Origin of the sequence: Thioalkalivibrio sp. AKL9 (assembly GCF_000377825.1) — a bacterium.
Classification (GTDB): domain Bacteria; phylum Pseudomonadota; class Gammaproteobacteria; order Ectothiorhodospirales; family Ectothiorhodospiraceae; genus Thioalkalivibrio; species Thioalkalivibrio versutus.
On sequence record NZ_KB905108.1, the window covers coordinates 99,773 to 116,810 of the forward strand.

Genomic DNA, 17,038 nt, shown 5'->3' on the forward strand with positions numbered 1-17,038 from the left:
CCACCTTCGAGGCGGCCACGGCGGACCGCCTCCGCCCCTCCTTTACCGGGTCGGCAACGGCGCCGGGCGTTCGCCACCGGGGGCGTTGAAGAACTGGAAGAACTCAGAGTTCGGTTCCAGGATGAAGGTGCTGTTCTCGCCACTCATGCTATTGCGGTAGGCGATCAGGCTTCGATAGAAGCGGAAGAACTCCTGATCCTCGCCAAACGACCGGCCGAGGGTCTCGGTGGCGATCGCATCACCGGCACCGCGGATCTCTTCCGAGTCACGATAGGCGTTCGCCAGGATGACCGTGCGTTCACGGTCGGCGCGCGAGCGGATGCGCTCGGCCTCTTCCTGACCACGGGCGCGGAAGTCCTGGGCGACCCGCTGACGTTCGGCGCGCATGCGCTCGTACACCGACTCGGACACCTCCTCCGGCAGGTCCATGCGGCGGATGCGGACATCGACCAGGTCGATCCCCAGCTCCTGCGCGGTCTCCAGCGCGGTCTGGCGCACCGCACCCATGATCGTCAGGCGTTCGCCAGCGACCACGTCCTGCAACTCGAAGCGCGCAAACTCGTTACGCATCCCGTCGCGCAGGATCTGGGCCAGGCGCTCCTCGGCCAGACGCTCGTCACCACGGGTGGCACGGTAGAACTGGCCGACATCGTCGATCCGCCACTTGGCGTAGAAGTCGACAATGATGTTCTTCGCCTCGGAGGTCAGGAACCGGTCCGGCGGGATATTCAGCGTCATGATCCGGGCGTCGAACTTCTCGACGTTCTGGATCAGCGGGAACTTGAAGTGCAGCCCAGGGGCCGGGTCGACCTCCCGGATCTCCCCGAGGGCGAACTTGATCACGCGGTCACGCTCGTCGACGGTGTAGGTCGACAGCGCGACCACGATCCCGAGCACGACTACGGCAATACCGACGATGCGTAACATTAGCGAACCTCCCGCGAACGCTGGGCGGCCGGGCTGCGATCGCCCAGTCGGTTCGTGCCCGTGCCACTGTTGCCGAACGTGCTGCGGCTGGTATCCAGCGGCCGCGGTGTTGGCGTGTCACCGGAATTAGTGGTGGAGCGCTGCCCCTGGAACAGTTGATCCAGCGGCAGCATCATCAGGTTGTTACTGCTGCCAACATCCAGCATGACCTTGCGGGAATCCTGCAGCACGGCCTCGACGGCCTCGAGATACAGACGGTCGCGAGTCACATCCGGCGCCTGCTGGTATTCGGCCAGCAACTGATCGAAGCGCGAGGCGTCACCCTCGGCGCGCGCAATCACCTGATCCCGGTAACCCTCGGCCTCCTCGATGATACGGGCGGCCTGACCGCGTGCCCGCGGAATCACACCGTTGGCGTAGGCCTCGGCCTCGTTGCGGAAACGCACCTCGTCCTCGCGGGCACGAATCGCGTCGGCAAAGGCCTCCTGCACCGGCTCCGGCGGCTGCGCCTGCTGCATGGACACGGCCGTCACGATAATGCCCGCGCCATAGGAATCGAGGTTTTCCTGCATCACCACTCGCGAGGAGGATGCGATCTCGCCACGCCCCTCGCCGAGAATGAAGTCCAGGTTGTTCTTGCCGATACGCTCGCGGATCGCCGACTCCATCACCTGGTTCACGGTGGTGTCGGGGTCGCGCACGTTGAACAGGTAGTCGACCAGATCGAGGACGCGGTACTGCACCGCGATGTCGACATCGATGATGTTCTCGTCACCGGTCACGATCAGCGCACGGTGGGAGAGCGTACGCACATTGTCGACATTCTCGATCTCGACGCGCTCGATCGGGTACGGCAGGTGCCAGCCCGGCCCCGGATTCTTCACTTGCTGGAATTCGCCGAAACGCAGCACGACGCCGCGCTCGCCTTCCGAGATGATATGAAATCCGGAGGCCAGCCAGACAACCACGGCAATGATCAGGCCGAGGCTGACCAGGGCCTGCGTGCCGCGGCCCATGCCGCCGCTTCCGGAACCGCCGGAGCCGCCACTGCCGCCCCCGCCGAAGATGCCGTTCAGCTGACGCGACAGCTTGCGCATCATTTCTTCGAGATCGGGCGGCTGGTTACCGCCTCCGCCGCCACCGCTACCGCGCTGGCCGCCACCACCCCCACTCCAGGGGTCGCGGTTGTTGTTTCCCGGTTCGTTCCAGGGCATGGAGTGGACTCCGTCGCTCGCTCAGGGCTGCGCCCGACGCGGAATCCATGGAGACCGGCGGGCATAAGGGGTCACATTCTAGGGAGGCGCCTCCGGGCGGGCAACCACGTCCGGAGGGAAATGGGGGTTACTCGGTGCGCATACCGGCCGGCTCGGCCTCAATCACGACAAACGCCTGGGCGTAATCGCGCTCGTCGCTGATGCTGAGATGGATGGTCCCGGCGCCCAGACGCTCGGCCGTGGCGCGGGCACGCCCCTCCAGCACGAACTCCGGCCGACCACGGGCATCATGGGTCACGCCGGCCTCGGCCAGTGCCATATCCGCCCCGATACCGCAGCCGAGCGCCTTGGACAGGGCCTCCTTGGCGGCGAAGCGCCGGGCGAGAAAACCGGCCGGGTGTTCAGGCGGCAGGTCCACGCGCTCCAGCGGGTGCAGGATACGTTCCGCCAGGCGCGCACCGTGGCGCTCCCACATGCCCTGGATGCGCGCGACCTGCACCAGATCGGTGCCGATGCCCAGGATCATCCGGCGCTCAAACCGGGTACTGACCGGGCGGCAGACCCTGGCGCGCGGCATCCATCAGGCCGCGCATATGGCTGACCGCCTCGGGCAGGCCGGTGAACAGGGCCCGCGCCACGATCGAATGCCCAATGTTCAGCTCGTGAAACACCGCGTTGGCAGCAATCGGCCGCACGTTGTCATAGTCCAGCCCGTGCCCCGCGTTGATGACCAGCCCCATGGCCCGGCCGGCCGCAGCGGCCTCGTTGATCCCGCCCAGGAGCCGCTCGCGCTCGGCGACATCGCGGGCATTCGCATAGGCGCCGGTGTGCAGCTCCACCACCGGGGCGCCGATGGCCACGGCGGCCTCCAGCTGGCGCGCATCCGGCTCCACGAACAGCGAGACCTCGATCCCGGCGGCGGTCAGCGGCGCGACAAACTCGCGCAGCCGCTCCAGCTGGCCCACGGCATCCAGGCCGCCCTCGGTGGTCAGCTCCTCGCGCTTTTCCGGCACGATGCAGCACGCCTCCGGGAGCAGCTTCAGGGCGATCGCCTGCATCCCCTCGGTGGCGGCCATCTCCAGGTTCATCGGGACCTTCAGCCGCGGCTTGATCCCGAACACGTCGTCATCCTGAATGTGGCGCCGGTCCTCGCGCAGATGCAGGGTGATCGAATCCGCCCCGCTGGCCTCGGCCAGGCGCACGGCCTGCATCAGGTCCGGGTACGGCGTATGCCGCGCCTGGCGGATGGTGGCGATATGGTCGAGATTGACCCCGAGCTTCAGCGGAGCAGGATGCGACATGATGCGATGCCCTTGTATGGCTGCGGTCCGGGCCACTACAGCAGACCCCGGGTCCGCAGCGGCCGCCCGGCCAGATGGGTGTCGATCAGCCGACGCATGAAGTCGCGGCTGACGCGGGCCTGATTATCCGGCACGTCGCAGGCGCTGGCCAGCGCCTGCAGCGCGACACCGGGGATCGCCTCGCTGCGACCGGCGGCCACACGCTCCACCCCCGCCTCCGGGTCGTAGCGGTACCAGGCATCGGGGTCCAGCTCGGCCGGGTCCACGTGTTCGAGCCCGGAATCGAGTGGTGCGAGCAGGGCCCATTCCGCGCGGCGCAGGACCGTATCGGCGCGCTCGCGGGCGGCCAGCCGGGCATAAGCGGATAACAGCGCCGGGAGGGCTTCCGGGATCGGTGCGTCGCGTGGGTACAGGCGCAGGATCAGCTCGTTCAGGTACAGCCCGCAGACCAGGGCCCGCCCGGTCAGCGGGAAGACCCGCTGCTGCTCGGCCACATTCAGCGTCGGCAGTTCGCCGCGCCCCCGCCAGGCGAGATCCAGCAGCACGAAGGGCTGCACCGATCCGGCCTTGCCGCGCACCACTGCCGACAGGCGCCCGGCCTCGGCGGTGAGCAGGTCGAGCACCCGGCTGTTCTCGCGTAGCGGGCGGGCGTGCAGGACCACCCCCTGGGTGAGCCCGGCGGTCGCGCTCACCGCGATTCTTCGATCCCGAGGTCACGCAGGGCGCGCGGGTTGCGGGTCCAGTCGGCCTCGACACGCACGGTCAGGCGCAGCATCACCTTGCGCTCCAGCAGCGCCTCCAACTGGACGCGTGCGGCCTGGCCGATGCGCTTGAGTCGCTGCCCGCCCTTGCCGATCACGATGCCCTTCTGGCTGTCGCGCTCGACCAGGATCACGGCATCAATGTGGGTGGTGCGCGGCTCGTCCGCCCATTCCTCCACGCGCACCGCCACCGAGTACGGGACTTCCTGCCCGAGATGCTCCAGCATGGACTCGCGGATCATCTCTTCGGCACGGAAGCGCTGCGGGCGATCCGAGAGCTGATCCGGGTCGTACAGGAACGGCCCCTCCGGGATATGCGCCCGAATCTCCGCGATCAGACCGTCCAGGTTGGATCCGGTCTTTGCCGAAAGCGGTACCACGCCGACATAGCCGAAGGCCGCGGCGCGGGCCTCGATGAACGGCAGCAGCTCTTCCTTCTCCCGACACTGGTCCACCTTGTTGATCACCAGGAGTGCCGGACGCCCGGAATGACGGATGGTCTCCTCGATGCGCTCGTCGCCGGGGCCGAACTCTCCAGCCTCGACGATGAAGCAGACCAGATCGGCATCCGCCAGCGCCTGGCTGGCCGTGCGATTGAGGACCCGGTTCACCAGCTGGGTACGCTCGGTATCGATCCCCGGGGTATCCATCAGTACGACCTGGTCCTGCCCCTCGGTCACGATGCCGAGGATGCGATTGCGCGTGGTATGCGGCCGGCGGGTCGTCGCCGCCAGCTTCTCCCCAACCAGGCGGTTCATCAGCGTGGTCTTGCCCACGTTCGGTCGACCAATCAGCGCGACCAGTCCGCAGTGCGTGGTGGCGGGTTCGGGGACTACGGTTTCACTCATTGTTCCTGTACCTGTTGCAGGCGTTTCAGGGCCGCCTCGGCCGCGGCCTGTTCGGCGCGACGGCGCGAGGAGCCCTGGCCACGTTGGCCCCAGCCCTGGGTGGGCAGGTGGACCGCCACGGTGAACTGGCGCTTGTGATCGGGGCCGACCACCTCCAGCACCTCGTAGACCGGCAGATCCGCATTGCGGCCCTGCAGTTGTTCCTGCAGCCGGGTCTTGGGGTCCTTCAGCGATTCGGCCGACGGGAGATCGTTCAGGCGCTCGACATACAGCGCCAGGGTAAAGTCGCGCGCGGCCTCCATCCCGGCCTCGCGGTAGGTCACCCCGATCAGGGCCTCCACCGCATCGGCCAGGATGGAGTCGCGGCGCTGGCCGCCACTCTTGCGTTCGCCCTGCCCCAGGTTCAGCGTGCCCTCGAGGCCGGTCTCCCGAGCCAGATCCGCCAGCGACTCGCGATTGACCAGCGCCGCACGCAGGCGGGTGAGATCCCCTTCCGGGGCATCCGGGAGCTTCTCGTACAGGGCGTCGGCGATCACCAGCCCAAGGACGGCGTCGCCCAGGAACTCCAGGCGCTCATTATTGCGCCCGCCGGCGCTGCGGTGGGTCAACGCCTGGTCAATCCCGTCGCCGTCGCGCACGGCCGCGGGCAGCAGACTGCGAAAATCCCGGCTCACGAACCCACCCGACAAAGCATGCAAGGAACCGACGCCGACCCCATCAGGGGGCCAGCGTCTCGCTGTTCGAGAAGCGCGCCACCACGTCCACATTGCCGAGGAATTCGCGGCGCACCTCGTACTGCAGGTGCAGCTGGCGGCTGGCGCCATTCTCGGTCACGCTGAAGTCCTCCTCGCCAATCCCGTCGTATACGGAATTGATCTGGAAGCGGCGGTTGATCTCGCGCCACAGTTCGCGTTCGCTCTTCTCTGCCGCGCCGGCCTGGGTGGCGACGTCCTGCATGATCGAGCGCACGGTGAGGAACTGGGTGTACTGCGTGCCCATCTTGATCACGAAGGTACCGACCAGCAGCGCCAGGAAGATCAGCGCGAGAATGGTGATCGCGCCCGCGCCCTGCATCGAGTGTCTGGAATGTTGCATGAATACCCCGTCCCTGTTTGCCCGCCCCCGCGGGGCTACTAGCGAATCGCCTGGCCGATCCGGGAAAAGTCCCGATGGCCTTCATTGTAATCCCAATGCAGCCAGATGAAGAGGGCACGCCCAACCAGATGCTCCTCGGCGACAAAACCCCAGGATCGGCTGTCGTTGGAATTATCGCGGTTGTCACCGACCATGAAGTAGTGCCCGTCGGGCACGGTGACCGATCCATCCAGGCTGGCCTGCTGCTCGCGCATCAGGGTGTTGTACGTGCGCCCGTCCAGGGTCTCCTCGAAGATCGAGGCGCCCGACATCACCTGCCCCGAGCCCTCGCCCTCGAAGGTACCGACGCGCTCGGCCGACTGCGGCTCCCCATTCACGTACAGGACGCGGTCGCGGAACGCGATGGTGTCGCCCGGCAGGCCGATCACACGCTTGATGTAGTCCTCGGCCGGGTTGCGCGGATACTTGAACACCACCACCTCGCCCCGCTCCGGTTCCCCGGTGTCGAGAATCTTGGTGCGCGTCACCGGCAGACGAATGCCGTAGGAAAACTTGCTGACCATGATGAAGTCGCCCACCAGCAGGGTGGGCATCATCGAACCCGAGGGAATGCGAAAGGGCTCGGCCACGAACGAGCGCAGGATCAGCACGATCAGCAGGACCGGGAAGAACGAGCGCGAGTAGTCGACGAACCAGGGCATTTCGCGCTGGCGCTCGGGGCTGCGGCGCCGCCGCAGGACCACCCAGCCCAGCCAGATCAGGCCGGTCACGGCGGTTGCCAGCACCAGGATCAGTTCGAGATTTGCCATGCCGTGTCCTCTGTTCCCGGCCCGCCGGGGATCGCCCTGCGACCCGTCCGGGCCGCAGGCCTGGTTGTTACTTCTTGTCGTCGTCTACCGACAGCACCGCGAGGAAGGCTTCCTGCGGGACATCCACCCGGCCGATCGACTTCATGCGTTTCTTGCCGGCCTTCTGCTTTTCCAGCAGCTTGCGCTTGCGCGAGACATCCCCGCCGTAGCACTTGGCCAGCACGTTCTTGCGCATCGCCTTGACCGTGGAGCGCGCGATGATCTTCGACCCGATCGCCGCCTGGATCGCCACCTCGTACATCTGACGCGGGATGATCTTCGCCATGCGCTCAATGATCTGGCGCCCGCGCGACTCGGCGTGGTCGCGATGCACGATTGCCGACAGCGCATCCACCCGGTCGCCGTTGATCAGGATATCCACACGTACCAGCGGCGCCGCCTCGAACCGCAGCGGCTGATAGTCGAACGACGCATAGCCACGGGTCGCGGACTTCAACCGATCGAAGAAGTCCAGCATCACCTCGGACATCGGCAACTCGTAGGCCAGCTGCACCTGGCGCCCCAGGTACTGCATCTTGGTCTGCGACCCGCGCTTTTCCACGCACAGCGTGATCACCGCGCCGACATACTCCTGCGGGACCAGGATATTGGCCTCGATGATCGGCTCGCGGATCTCGCCGATCTCGTTGTTCGGGGGCAGCTCCGAGGGGTTGTGCACCATGACCACCTCGCCGTCGCTTCTTTCCACCTCGTAGACCACGGTGGGCGCGGTGGTGATCAGGTCGAGGTCGTATTCACGCTCCAGGCGCTCCTGCACGATCTCCATGTGCAGCATGCCGAGGAAGCCGCAGCGAAAGCCGAAGCCCAGCGCCTGCGAGGTCTCCGGCTCGAAGGACAGCGCGGCGTCGTTCAGCCGGAGCTTGTCCAGGGCATCGCGCAGGTCATTGAAGTCCTCCGCGCTGACCGGGAACAGCCCGGCAAACACCCGTGGCTGAACCTCCTGGAAGCCCGGCACGGGTTCGGAGGCCGGGTTGTTGAAGTCCGTGAAGGTATCCCCGACCTTGGCCCCGGAGATGTCCTTGATGGTCGCGATCAGATAGCCGACATCGCCGACCTCCAGGGTCGCGCGATCCACCGGCTTGGGCGTGAACACCCCGACCCGGCTGACCTCGTGGGCACGCCCGACCGACATCGCCTTGATCTTCTGCCCGGCGCGGAAGCGCCCGGCCTTCACCCGCACCAGCGCGACCACGCCCAGGTAGTTGTCGTACCAGGAATCGATCACCAGCGCCTTGGGTGCAGCCTCGGAATCGCCCTCCGGCGGCGGGATACGACGCACGATCTCTTCCAGCAGTTCAGCCATCCCCTCGCCGGTCTTCGCGGAGACTCGCAGGGCGTCGGTGGCCTCGATACCGATCACATCCTCGATCTCGGCGGCCACCCGATCCGGCTCGGCGGCCGGCAGGTCGATCTTGTTCAGGACCGGCACGACCTCCAGGCCCTGGTCGAGCGCGGTGTAGCAGTTCGCGACGCTTTGCGCCTCCACCCCCTGCGACGCATCGACCACCAGCAGGGCGCCTTCGCAGGCAAACAGCGAGCGCGACACCTCGTAGGAGAAATCCACGTGCCCCGGGGTGTCGATGAGGTTCAGCTGGTAGCGCTGACCATCCTGGGCGTCATAGAACAACGACACGCTCTGCGCCTTGATGGTGATTCCGCGCTCGCGCTCCAGATCCATCGAGTCCAGCACCTGCTCCGACATCTCGCGCTCGGTCAGGCCGTTGCAACCCTGGATCAGGCGGTCCGCCAGCGTGGACTTGCCATGGTCGATGTGCGCGATGATGGAGAAATTGCGGGTAAGGCGGGTTTCGGTCATGCAGGGGCCAGTAGGTCCAGCAGTGCCTTTCGGTCGAGGAAATGGCAGCAGAGAATGTCGTCGTCGACCGCGAGCACCGGGACCTTGACGTTGAAACGCGCCTGCAGGTCCGGGTGCTCGTCGATGTCGACGACCGTAAGCGCGAAAGTATAACGGCTTTTGAGGGCCATGATCTCGGCCAGCATGTCATGGCAGAGACCGCAGCTCTCGCGATGATAAAGGGTCAGTTCGGTCATCCAGAAACGATTGGGAGGGCTGCCGAACCCGCCGGCAGCCCTCCCGTTCTCCATTGCTGCCCCGCAGCACCCGCGCCGTTGGACCCGCGCGAGCGCAGCACGAGGCGGTTTCAGTCCCGCGGAACGCGCAGGGCGATATAGGTCGGATTGCCGCCACGGTACACCAGCACCGGCACCGTGCGCCGCTCACCCACCTCTTCGATCTGCTTCTCCAGGGTCTCCACCGAGTCGACCGCATGGCCGCCAAACTGGACGATCACGTCGCCGGAGCGCACCCCGGCCGAGCGCGCCGGATTGTCGGTGACGTCCCGGACCACCAGGCCGCCATCGACGTCCAGCTCTGCGGCACGCTCGGCATCCAGCGGCTCCAGGACCATCCCCAACAGGCTTTGCGGCTCGGTTCGCTCCGGGGCCTCACGCTGCGGCCCGCCGCGCTGGGCGGAGATATCCTCCGGCAGACGCTCGATCTCGACGATGATGGTACGAGTCTCGTCACCACGGCGCACCTCGACCTCGGCCTCGGCGCCCACCGGCGTGCGCCCGACAATCGGCGGCAGTGCGGACGAGTTCGGCACCTCGATGCCGTTGAACGACAGGATTACGTCCCCGGTTTCAAAGCCGGCCTTCTGCGCCGGACTGTCCGGCTGCACGCGCGAGACCAGCGCCCCGGCCGGCTTGTCCATGCCGAAGGAGTCGGCCAGCTCGCGGGTCACTTCCTGGATCAGCACACCCAGCCAGCCACGCGTCACCTCGCCGTGCTCGCGCAACTGCTGTACCACGTCGCCCACCATCTCGATGGGCACGGCAAAGGACAGCCCCATGAAACCGCCGGTCCGGCTGTAGATCTGCGCGTTGACGCCAATCACCTCGCCATCCAGGTTCAGCAGCGGCCCGCCGGAGTTGCCCGGGTTGATAGCCACATCGGTCTGAATGAACGGCACGTAATTCTCGCTCGGGAGGCTGCGCCCCTTGGCACTGACGATGCCGGCGGTCACCGAGTGGTCGAAGCCGAACGGTGAACCGATCGCCAGCACCCATTCGCCAACCTTCAGATCGGACGAGGAGCCCAGTTTCAGAGTGGGCAGGTTCTCGGCGTCAATCTTGAGCAGGGCCACATCACTCTGCGGGTCCTTGCCAACGATCTCGGCGTCGAACACGCGCCGGTCGGACAGGTGCACGACAACCTCCGAGGCGCCCTCCACCACATGGTTGGCGGTGATGATGTAGCCATCTTCGGTATAGATGAACCCGGAACCCAGCGAGTTGCGCTCGAAGCGCTCCGGCCCGCGCGGGCCTTCGCCCCCGGGGCCCCCAAAGAAACGTTCGAACAGGTCCTCGAAGGGCGAGCCCTCGAAGTCCGGCATCTGACTGCGATGCGGGTTCTCGCGCTCGCGGGTGGTCGCGATATTCACCACCGCCGGGCTGTGCTCCTCCGCCAGCGGCACGAAGTCCGGCAGCATGCGCGCCGAGGCCGGCAGCGACAGGGCGACAAAGGTCAGGGCCACCAGTGCCCATTGCATCGGTTTCATCATCATCCAGCCCGCATTGGGAAGTCGTAGGTTCATGGCTCTAGAAAGCCGGCCCGGCCACAAGTTCCCGACGACCGGCGCGAAGATTCAGGGCCGGGGCGCAGCCATGGGTGCCGCAGCGCGGTGGGTTCCCGTGGCCGGATGGCGCTCCAGCAGCACCGGCGCCAGATCCGGGGCGCGCCGGCGCAGCCAGGCGCGCACGCCGAGCAGCCCGCCCGCGAACCCCAGGGCCCCGGCCAGCAAATGAAAGCCCTCCCCGAGGCCGGGCACGACCAGCATCAGCAGTGCCGGCGCCGCCACCAGGCCGGCGAGCGGCAACAGGTACATCGCCAGGGCCCCCGAAACCAGCGCCTGATCGCGAATACCCAGGGTCACGGTATCTCCCGGCTGCAGCGAGCCGGGATGGCCGATGGACACCTCCACTGCCTTGCGGCCCAGCACCTCGGACAGGACGCCGCTGCCGCAGCCCGTCCGGGCCGAACAACTGCCGCAGGTCGAACGACGCTCGATACGCACACGCGCCGCGTAGCCCTCCACCGAGAGCACGGTTCCCTGTTCGCGGATCCATTCACTCATGCTTGCGGGCCCATGTGGCGATTCAATTGCCGGGGTGATGCACCACGGCGTCCAGCACGCCCCGCACCGTCGCCTGCGGGACATCGCCCACCGCAGTGACCTGGTGCCCCGCGATCGAACGCGCGGCCCCGTGCGTGGCCCCGGCACGTGTCGTGCCCTCGAACATCTGCTCGCCGCTGGCCTTCTCGATATAGACCGAGACCGAGGCCAGACCGTCGCTCAACACGAAATGACGCAGGCTGGCCTGGTCGTCTCCGACACGGCGTTCGGACGCGGCAATCGCGGAAAAGCCATCCGGCAGGTTGGCAAAGCTCCAGCCGTCCATGCCGGTCTGCTCGTCCCAGTCGGGCTTCTTGTGCCCATGGTCGGCTCGCACCTCGACATGCTCGGCGTCCTCGCGGGTCGCCTCGAGGGCGGTTTCCGCGACCTCGTCAAGATGCTCAAGATCGGTAAAGGCCAGGCGCTCAAGCAGCGCCCCGTGACCGTCGTACAGTTCGCTGAGCAAGGGGAGCGCGGTCGCGGTGTGCAGGCAGTAGCGATGGCTGTAACGCAGCATATCGCGGGCACGCGCTAGGATCATGCGGCACTCGAGTCCGGCGACTCGGTCCACGCCCATGTCTTCCAGGGCGTAGTGATCGTGATGCTCGAGCAGGAAGACCGGCGCTCCGGCCGGCCAGTGCGGGGCCCCTCCACCACCTTCGCCGGCTGCGGCCCGGGCTCCCTTCAACGCGCTCAGACGGTCGACCGACCGCAGGATCTCGCGGTGGCTTCCGGTCAGGGTTTCCAGGCGCTCGCGGTAGCCACCGTTCTCGGCGGCGTGCACCACACGAATGGCGTCCAGTCGGTCATCCCGCTGGAGCACGAAAGTTCCCTGGTAACTCTCCGAATGCAGGCTACTGGTCATCCGCTGCAGCCAGTCTGCCGGGGATTGATCCCCGGCCAGAACCGGCAACGGAACACAGCAAAGTGCAGTGGCGGCAACCAGGACGAACGGCAGGCCGCGGCGCATCACGCGTTACTCGTCACTCACCGAGTAACGAACCCGGCCCAGGGCGGTAGAACCCGGCCCGGTCAGTTCCGCGTGATTTTCGAGGTAGCGGGCAAAACGTGGGTCCAGCGACTCGCGTCCGGCGGCCGGGGCCTCGACGTCGGAGGTACTGGCCCGCTGCACGCCATCGGCGACCTGTGCCGGGGTACGGGTCTCGCTGGCGACCGGAGCGGCCTCCTGCGTGCCCGTGTCGGGCCCCAGCATCTGCATTCCGACCAGGGTCACCATCGCGACCGCGGCGGCCACGCCAGTGCCCGCAACCGGCTTCAGCCAGCGCGGCTGCGCCGGCTTGTGGGCAGCCGACAGCGGCGCCTCGTCAGCCAGGGCCGCATGGACACCGTCCATGAAGTTCGCGGGGGCCGTGCGGCGCATCCCGCCGCGCAGACTATCGCCGATCAGGTGATAGCGTTCCCACTGGCCGCGGTCCTCTTCGGACTTGACCAGTTCATCCATCAGGCGACGCGTCTCGAAGTCATCCGTTTCTCCGTCCACCAGGGCCGAAAGACGTTCATTCTTTGAGACTTGCTCTGTCATGGCGCTACTCGTTCAGTTGTTGTCTAACAAAGGACGCAAGGTCCGGTCGATGGCCTCGCGGGCCCGGAAGATGCGCGACCGGACCGTGCCGATCGGGCATCCCATCGTCTGCGCGATTTCCTCGTAACTCAGTCCCTCGATCTCGCGCAGTGTGATGGCCATCCGAAGGTCGTCGGGCAGTTCCTCGATAGTGCGACGCACCGCCCCTTCAATCTCTTCGGACAACAGCTCCCCCTCCGGGGTTGCACTGTCCTTCAGGGCGGAGTCACCGCCCATCTGTTCCGCGTCCTGCGCATCGATTTCGGCCTCGGGCCGCCGCCGTCCCTGGGAGACAAGGTGATTCTTGGCCGTGTTGATGGCGATGCGGTAGAGCCACGTATAGAACGCACTCTCGCCACGAAAGTTCGCCAGCCCCTTGTAGGCCTTAATAAAGGCCTCCTGAGACACGTCCAGGGCCGCTGCATGGTCATGGACATAACGCCCAACCAGGTTGACGATCTTGTGCTGGTACTTCAGCACCAGGACGTCGAAGGCCGCCTTGTCGCCCTTCTGAACTCGCTTGACCAGGGCCTCGTCGGAAGCCTTCTCGCTCATGCGGGGACTCCCGCCAACACGCCAGTCTCCGGTATTCTATGTTGCATGGACCGCCTGACTCGCATTAAGTTCGCTTTGCGCACAACACTGTTGCGCAAGGGCCACAATTCGCTCTGGCAACAAGCGCAGCACGTTACCTGACCCATGGGGACAGTACAACAACCGCGCCTGGCGGACGTCCTCGTGATCGGAAGCGGCGCGGCGGGGCTCTCCGCAGCCCTGCATCTGGCCCCGCACCGTCGCGTCACCGTGATCAGCAAGGGCCCGGTGGACGAGGGTTCTACCCGCTATGCCCAGGGCGGGATCTCGGCAGTCCTCGACCGCACCGACTCCTTCGATGCCCACATTCAGGACACCCTGGACGCGGGCGCGGGCCTGTGTGACCCGGACGCCGTGCGCCGCACCGTGGCGGCGGGCCCCGAGGCGATCCACTGGCTACTCAACCTCGGCGTGCCGTTCACCCGCGAGCCGCTCGAGGGCCGCAGCCGGCTGCACCTGACCCGCGAGGGCGGGCACAGCGCCCGGCGCGTCGCGCACGCCGCCGATGCCACCGGGCGAGCCATCGAAGAAGCCCTGGTGCGCAGCGCCTCGGGCCAGGGCAGCATCGAGGTGTTCGAACGCCACGTGGCCGTGGACCTGATCACCCAGCCGGTGGACGGCACCCGCCGCGTGGTTGGCGCCTACGTGCAGGACGCCAAGACCCGCGAGGTGGAGACCATCCTCGCCCCGACCGTGATCCTCGCCACCGGCGGCGCCAGCAAGGTCTACCTCTATAGCTCCAATCCGGACGGCTCCACCGGCGACGGCATCGCGATGGCCTGGCGCGCCGGCTGCCGCATCGCCAACATGGAATTCATGCAATTCCACCCGACCTGCCTGTTCCATCCGCGGGCCAAGTCGTTCCTGATCTCCGAGGCGGTCCGCGGCGAGGGTGGTGTCCTGCTCCTGCCGAACGGCGAACGCTTCATGCCGCGCTTCGACGAGCGCGCCGAACTGGCCCCGCGCGACATCGTCGCCCGTGCCGTCGACCACGAGATGAAGCGCCTCGGCATCGACCACGTGAACCTCGACATCAGCCACAAGCCGGCCGAGTTCATCCGCGAACACTTCCCCACCATTCACGAGCGCTGTCTGGAATACGGTTTCGACATGACCCGCGAGCCGCTGCCGGTGGTGCCGGCCGCGCACTACACCTGCGGCGGCGTGATGGTGAATCACTTCGGCCAGACCGACCTGCCGGGGCTGTACGCCGCCGGCGAGGCCTCCTACACAGGCCTTCACGGCGCGAACCGCATGGCCAGCAACTCGCTCCTGGAGTGCCTGGTGTATGCCCGTGCCGCGGCCGACCACATCCTGTCGCAGACCGATCTGCCCACCCCCGAGAAGCTCCCCGTGCCGCCGGCCTGGGACGAGTCCCGAGTGACCGAGTCACAGGAAGAGGTGGTGGTCGCCCACGACTGGGACGAGCTGCGCCGGCTGATGTGGGATTACGTCGGGATCGTGCGCGCACGCGAACGCCTGCACCGCGCCGAGCGGCGCATCCGCATCCTGCAGGAAGAGATCCACGAGTATTACAGCCACTTCCGCATCTCCCCCGACCTACTGGAACTGCGCAACCTGGCCATGGCCGCCGAGATCATCGTGAAGAGTGCCCTGTCGCGCAAGGAAAGCCGCGGGCTGCACTTCATCCGCGACTACCCGGACACCGACCCGGCCCTGGACGGCCAGCCGACCATCCTCGCCCCCGAAAACGCCCTGCGCCCGGGCGACACCCGCCGGCCGTAATCCTTCTGGGTTCGAGCACCGCGCCTGCCTTTCCTCCCGTCATTGCGAGGAGCGCAGCGACGAAGCACAAAAGCAGCGAAGCTGCGTTGAATGGCCGCAGGCCGGCCCGAAGGGCGAGCGGAGCGAGTAATCCCCCCACGCTGGCAAAGCGCTGGGATCAGGTGGCCGAGCACATCGATTGCCACGTCGCCTACGGCGACTCGCAATGACGGGTTCAGCTAGACACGCGGCGCGTTACCACCACTTCTCGTATTTCAGCTGCGCCTCGGGGATGCCCCATTCCGCCAGCAGGGTGGCCATGTCCTCGATGAACTCGCGCGAACCACAGAAGTAGAACAGCGCATCGCGCGGCAGATCGAGCGACTCCAGCAGCCGATGACTGATACGTCCGGTATGGCCCAGCCAGTCCTCGGCCTCGCGGGTCACGGTCAGGCTGACGTCGATATTCGGCGCCTTGGCCATCGACTCCAGCTCCTGCGGGAACAGCACCTCGTCCTGGTGCGCCACGCTGTACACCAGATGCGCATAGACCTCGGGCATGTCGGCGTGGATCGCGCGCAGGATGCCGAACAGCGGCGTCACGCCGATGCCGGCCCCCAGCAGCACGACATTCCTTGCCATGCCGGGCTCGAAGAAGAAACTGCCCTGTCCCGGCGTGATGTACACGGTGTCGCCTTCCTGCGCGACCGCGTGCAGGTGATGCGTCGCGTGGTGGTGGTCAGCGTACTTGATAGCCAGTTGCAAACGGCCATCCGCGCGCGGCGCGGACACGACCGAATAACCACCGACGAAGGGCTTGCCCTCGGGTTGCGGGATCACCAGATCCAGCCACTGGCCGGCCTTGCTGGTAAAGCGCTGCGGGTCCGCGGCCAGGGTGAACACCTTGATCAACGGGGTGACCTGCTCGATCGTCTCGATCCGGGCCGGCAGAAAGTGGTCGGGCAGTTCGACGGCGTCGCTCATCTCGGGTCCTTGGTCTCGGATTCGTCGTAAGGCTGGCGCTCGCGGCGCCGCGCCTCCTGATAAAGGGTCTCCTGGGCCGCGAAGTCCAGCGCCCCCAGGGTCTCGCCGCCCGCGGCGGCCAGGGCCTCCATATGCCGGAAGCGGGCCTCGAACTTGCGCGTACTTCCGCGCAGCGCCCCCTCCGGATCCACACCCAGGTGGCGCGCCCAGTTACTGACGGCAAACAGCACGTCGCCGACCTCCTCGGCGATGCGCGCCTCGGCCTCGCCCTGATCCACGGCCTCCTGCACCTCGGCCAGCTCCTCGTGGATCTTGGCGACCACCGGCGCCGGATCGTCCCAGTCAAAACCGAGCCGGGCGGCGCGGCGCTGGCTCTTCACCGCCCGCGACAGGGCCGGCAGAGCCAGCGGGATGTCGTCCATGGCGCTGGTCTGGGCGCGATCGGCACGCTCCCGGGCCTTGTCCGCCTCCCAGGCCGCCTCGCGCTCCGCATCCGAGGCATGCTCGACATCGGCAAACACGTGCGGATGCCGGCGCACCAGCTTGTCGCCGATCGCGCGCGCTACATCATCCAGATCGAAACGCCCGGCCTCCTCGGCGATGCGCGCCTGGAATACCACCTGGAACAGCAGGTCCCCCAGCTCGTCGCGCAGCTCGCGGGTGTCCGCCGCCGCGCCCTGGTCGCGCGCGATCACGTCGGCCAGTTCATAGGCCTCCTCCAGGGTGAACGGGACGATAGTCCCGGCCGTCTGCGCCCGATCCCAGGCACAGCCGGATTCGGGATCACGCAGCCGCGCCATGATCGCGCGCAGGCGGTCCAGCGGACCCAGCACGTCAAAGGGTGTGTGTTCGGTCATCGCGGGAGTGTACGGGGTCCGGCAGGCGGTAAAAACCGCCCACCGGATGAACATTCGGAACCGGTGGCTCCTGGCGGAGCCACCG

Annotated in this window: 19 protein-coding genes; 1 reads left to right on the forward strand and 18 read right to left on the reverse strand. The window is 66.9% G+C overall.

Annotated features, from left to right (window positions below; all coding sequences use genetic code 11):
• Positions 1–42: 42 nt before the first annotated feature.
• The 16 genes from hflC to rpoE form a co-directional block, all read right to left on the reverse strand.
• Positions 43–927, reverse strand: a complete 885-nt coding sequence (hflC, locus tag D573_RS0107265) for a protease modulator HflC (RefSeq protein WP_018938413.1) — start codon at positions 925–927, stop codon at positions 43–45.
• Positions 927–2,141: an FtsH protease activity modulator HflK gene (gene hflK / locus D573_RS0107270; RefSeq protein WP_018144056.1), complete on the reverse strand. Its 1,215-nt coding sequence runs from the start codon at positions 2,139–2,141 to the stop codon at positions 927–929. Before hflK ends, hflC begins: the two co-directional genes overlap by 1 nt.
• Before the next feature lie 127 nt (positions 2,142–2,268).
• Complete coding sequence (acpS, locus tag D573_RS0107275; protein ID WP_018938412.1) at positions 2,269–2,667, reverse strand: holo-ACP synthase; 399 nt, start codon at positions 2,665–2,667, stop codon at positions 2,269–2,271.
• A gap of 7 nt (positions 2,668–2,674) precedes the next feature.
• A complete protein-coding gene (locus D573_RS0107280) occupies positions 2,675–3,442 on the reverse strand; it encodes a pyridoxine 5'-phosphate synthase (RefSeq protein WP_018938411.1) in 768 nt (255 codons plus the stop codon).
• A 35-nt stretch (positions 3,443–3,477) separates the two neighbouring features.
• The gene (locus D573_RS0107285; protein WP_018168144.1) at positions 3,478–4,134 is read right to left on the reverse strand and encodes a recombination protein O N-terminal domain-containing protein; all 657 of its coding nucleotides are present in this window, start codon (positions 4,132–4,134) and stop codon (positions 3,478–3,480) included.
• A complete protein-coding gene (gene era / locus D573_RS0107290) occupies positions 4,131–5,051 on the reverse strand; it encodes a GTPase Era (RefSeq protein ID WP_018168143.1) in 921 nt (306 codons plus the stop codon). Before era ends, D573_RS0107285 begins: the two co-directional genes overlap by 4 nt.
• Positions 5,048–5,725: a ribonuclease III gene (gene rnc / locus D573_RS0107295; RefSeq protein WP_026289529.1), complete on the reverse strand. Its 678-nt coding sequence runs from the start codon at positions 5,723–5,725 to the stop codon at positions 5,048–5,050. The genes era and rnc overlap by 4 nt, the downstream gene beginning before the upstream one ends.
• Before the next feature lie 43 nt (positions 5,726–5,768).
• Complete coding sequence (locus D573_RS0107300) at positions 5,769–6,125, reverse strand: DUF4845 domain-containing protein (RefSeq protein WP_018144062.1); 357 nt, start codon at positions 6,123–6,125, stop codon at positions 5,769–5,771.
• Positions 6,126–6,184: 59 nt separating this feature from the next.
• The gene (gene lepB / locus D573_RS0107305) at positions 6,185–6,955 is read right to left on the reverse strand and encodes a signal peptidase I (RefSeq protein ID WP_018938410.1); all 771 of its coding nucleotides are present in this window, start codon (positions 6,953–6,955) and stop codon (positions 6,185–6,187) included.
• A 67-nt stretch (positions 6,956–7,022) separates the two neighbouring features.
• Positions 7,023–8,831 (reverse strand): translation elongation factor 4, encoded by a 1,809-nt coding sequence (lepA, locus tag D573_RS0107310; RefSeq protein ID WP_018144064.1) that lies wholly within the window; start codon positions 8,829–8,831, stop codon positions 7,023–7,025.
• Positions 8,828–9,067 (reverse strand): glutaredoxin family protein, encoded by a 240-nt coding sequence (locus D573_RS0107315; protein WP_018168141.1) that lies wholly within the window; start codon positions 9,065–9,067, stop codon positions 8,828–8,830. Before D573_RS0107315 ends, lepA begins: the two co-directional genes overlap by 4 nt.
• A gap of 110 nt (positions 9,068–9,177) precedes the next feature.
• On the reverse strand, positions 9,178–10,602 hold the full coding sequence (locus tag D573_RS0107320) for a DegQ family serine endoprotease (RefSeq protein WP_018938409.1): 1,425 nt from the start codon (positions 10,600–10,602) through the stop codon (positions 9,178–9,180).
• An 81-nt stretch (positions 10,603–10,683) separates the two neighbouring features.
• Entirely contained in the window at positions 10,684–11,172 is a 489-nt protein-coding gene (locus tag D573_RS0107325) for a SoxR reducing system RseC family protein (protein WP_018144067.1), read from the reverse strand.
• A 22-nt stretch (positions 11,173–11,194) separates the two neighbouring features.
• Positions 11,195–12,181, reverse strand: coding sequence for a MucB/RseB C-terminal domain-containing protein (locus D573_RS0107330; protein ID WP_018144068.1), 987 nt, complete (start codon positions 12,179–12,181; stop codon positions 11,195–11,197).
• Between the two features lie 6 nt (positions 12,182–12,187).
• On the reverse strand, positions 12,188–12,754 hold the full coding sequence (locus tag D573_RS0107335) for a sigma-E factor negative regulatory protein (RefSeq protein ID WP_018144069.1): 567 nt from the start codon (positions 12,752–12,754) through the stop codon (positions 12,188–12,190).
• A 12-nt stretch (positions 12,755–12,766) separates the two neighbouring features.
• Entirely contained in the window at positions 12,767–13,348 is a 582-nt protein-coding gene (rpoE, locus tag D573_RS0107340) for an RNA polymerase sigma factor RpoE (RefSeq protein ID WP_018168138.1), read from the reverse strand.
• Between the two features lie 144 nt (positions 13,349–13,492).
• Here rpoE and nadB point away from each other — a divergent pair, with 144 nt between their 5' ends.
• A complete protein-coding gene (gene nadB / locus D573_RS0107345) occupies positions 13,493–15,133 on the forward strand; it encodes an L-aspartate oxidase (RefSeq protein WP_018938408.1) in 1,641 nt (546 codons plus the stop codon).
• A 234-nt stretch (positions 15,134–15,367) separates the two neighbouring features.
• On the opposite strand, the gene D573_RS0107350 is transcribed toward nadB, so the two are convergent.
• Both D573_RS0107350 and mazG read right to left on the reverse strand, forming a co-directional pair.
• On the reverse strand, positions 15,368–16,096 hold the full coding sequence (locus tag D573_RS0107350) for a ferredoxin--NADP reductase (RefSeq protein ID WP_018938407.1): 729 nt from the start codon (positions 16,094–16,096) through the stop codon (positions 15,368–15,370).
• Positions 16,093–17,007, reverse strand: a complete 915-nt coding sequence (mazG, locus tag D573_RS0107355; protein ID WP_018938406.1) for a nucleoside triphosphate pyrophosphohydrolase — start codon at positions 17,005–17,007, stop codon at positions 16,093–16,095. Before mazG ends, D573_RS0107350 begins: the two co-directional genes overlap by 4 nt.
• Between the last annotated feature and the right edge of the window lie 31 nt (positions 17,008–17,038).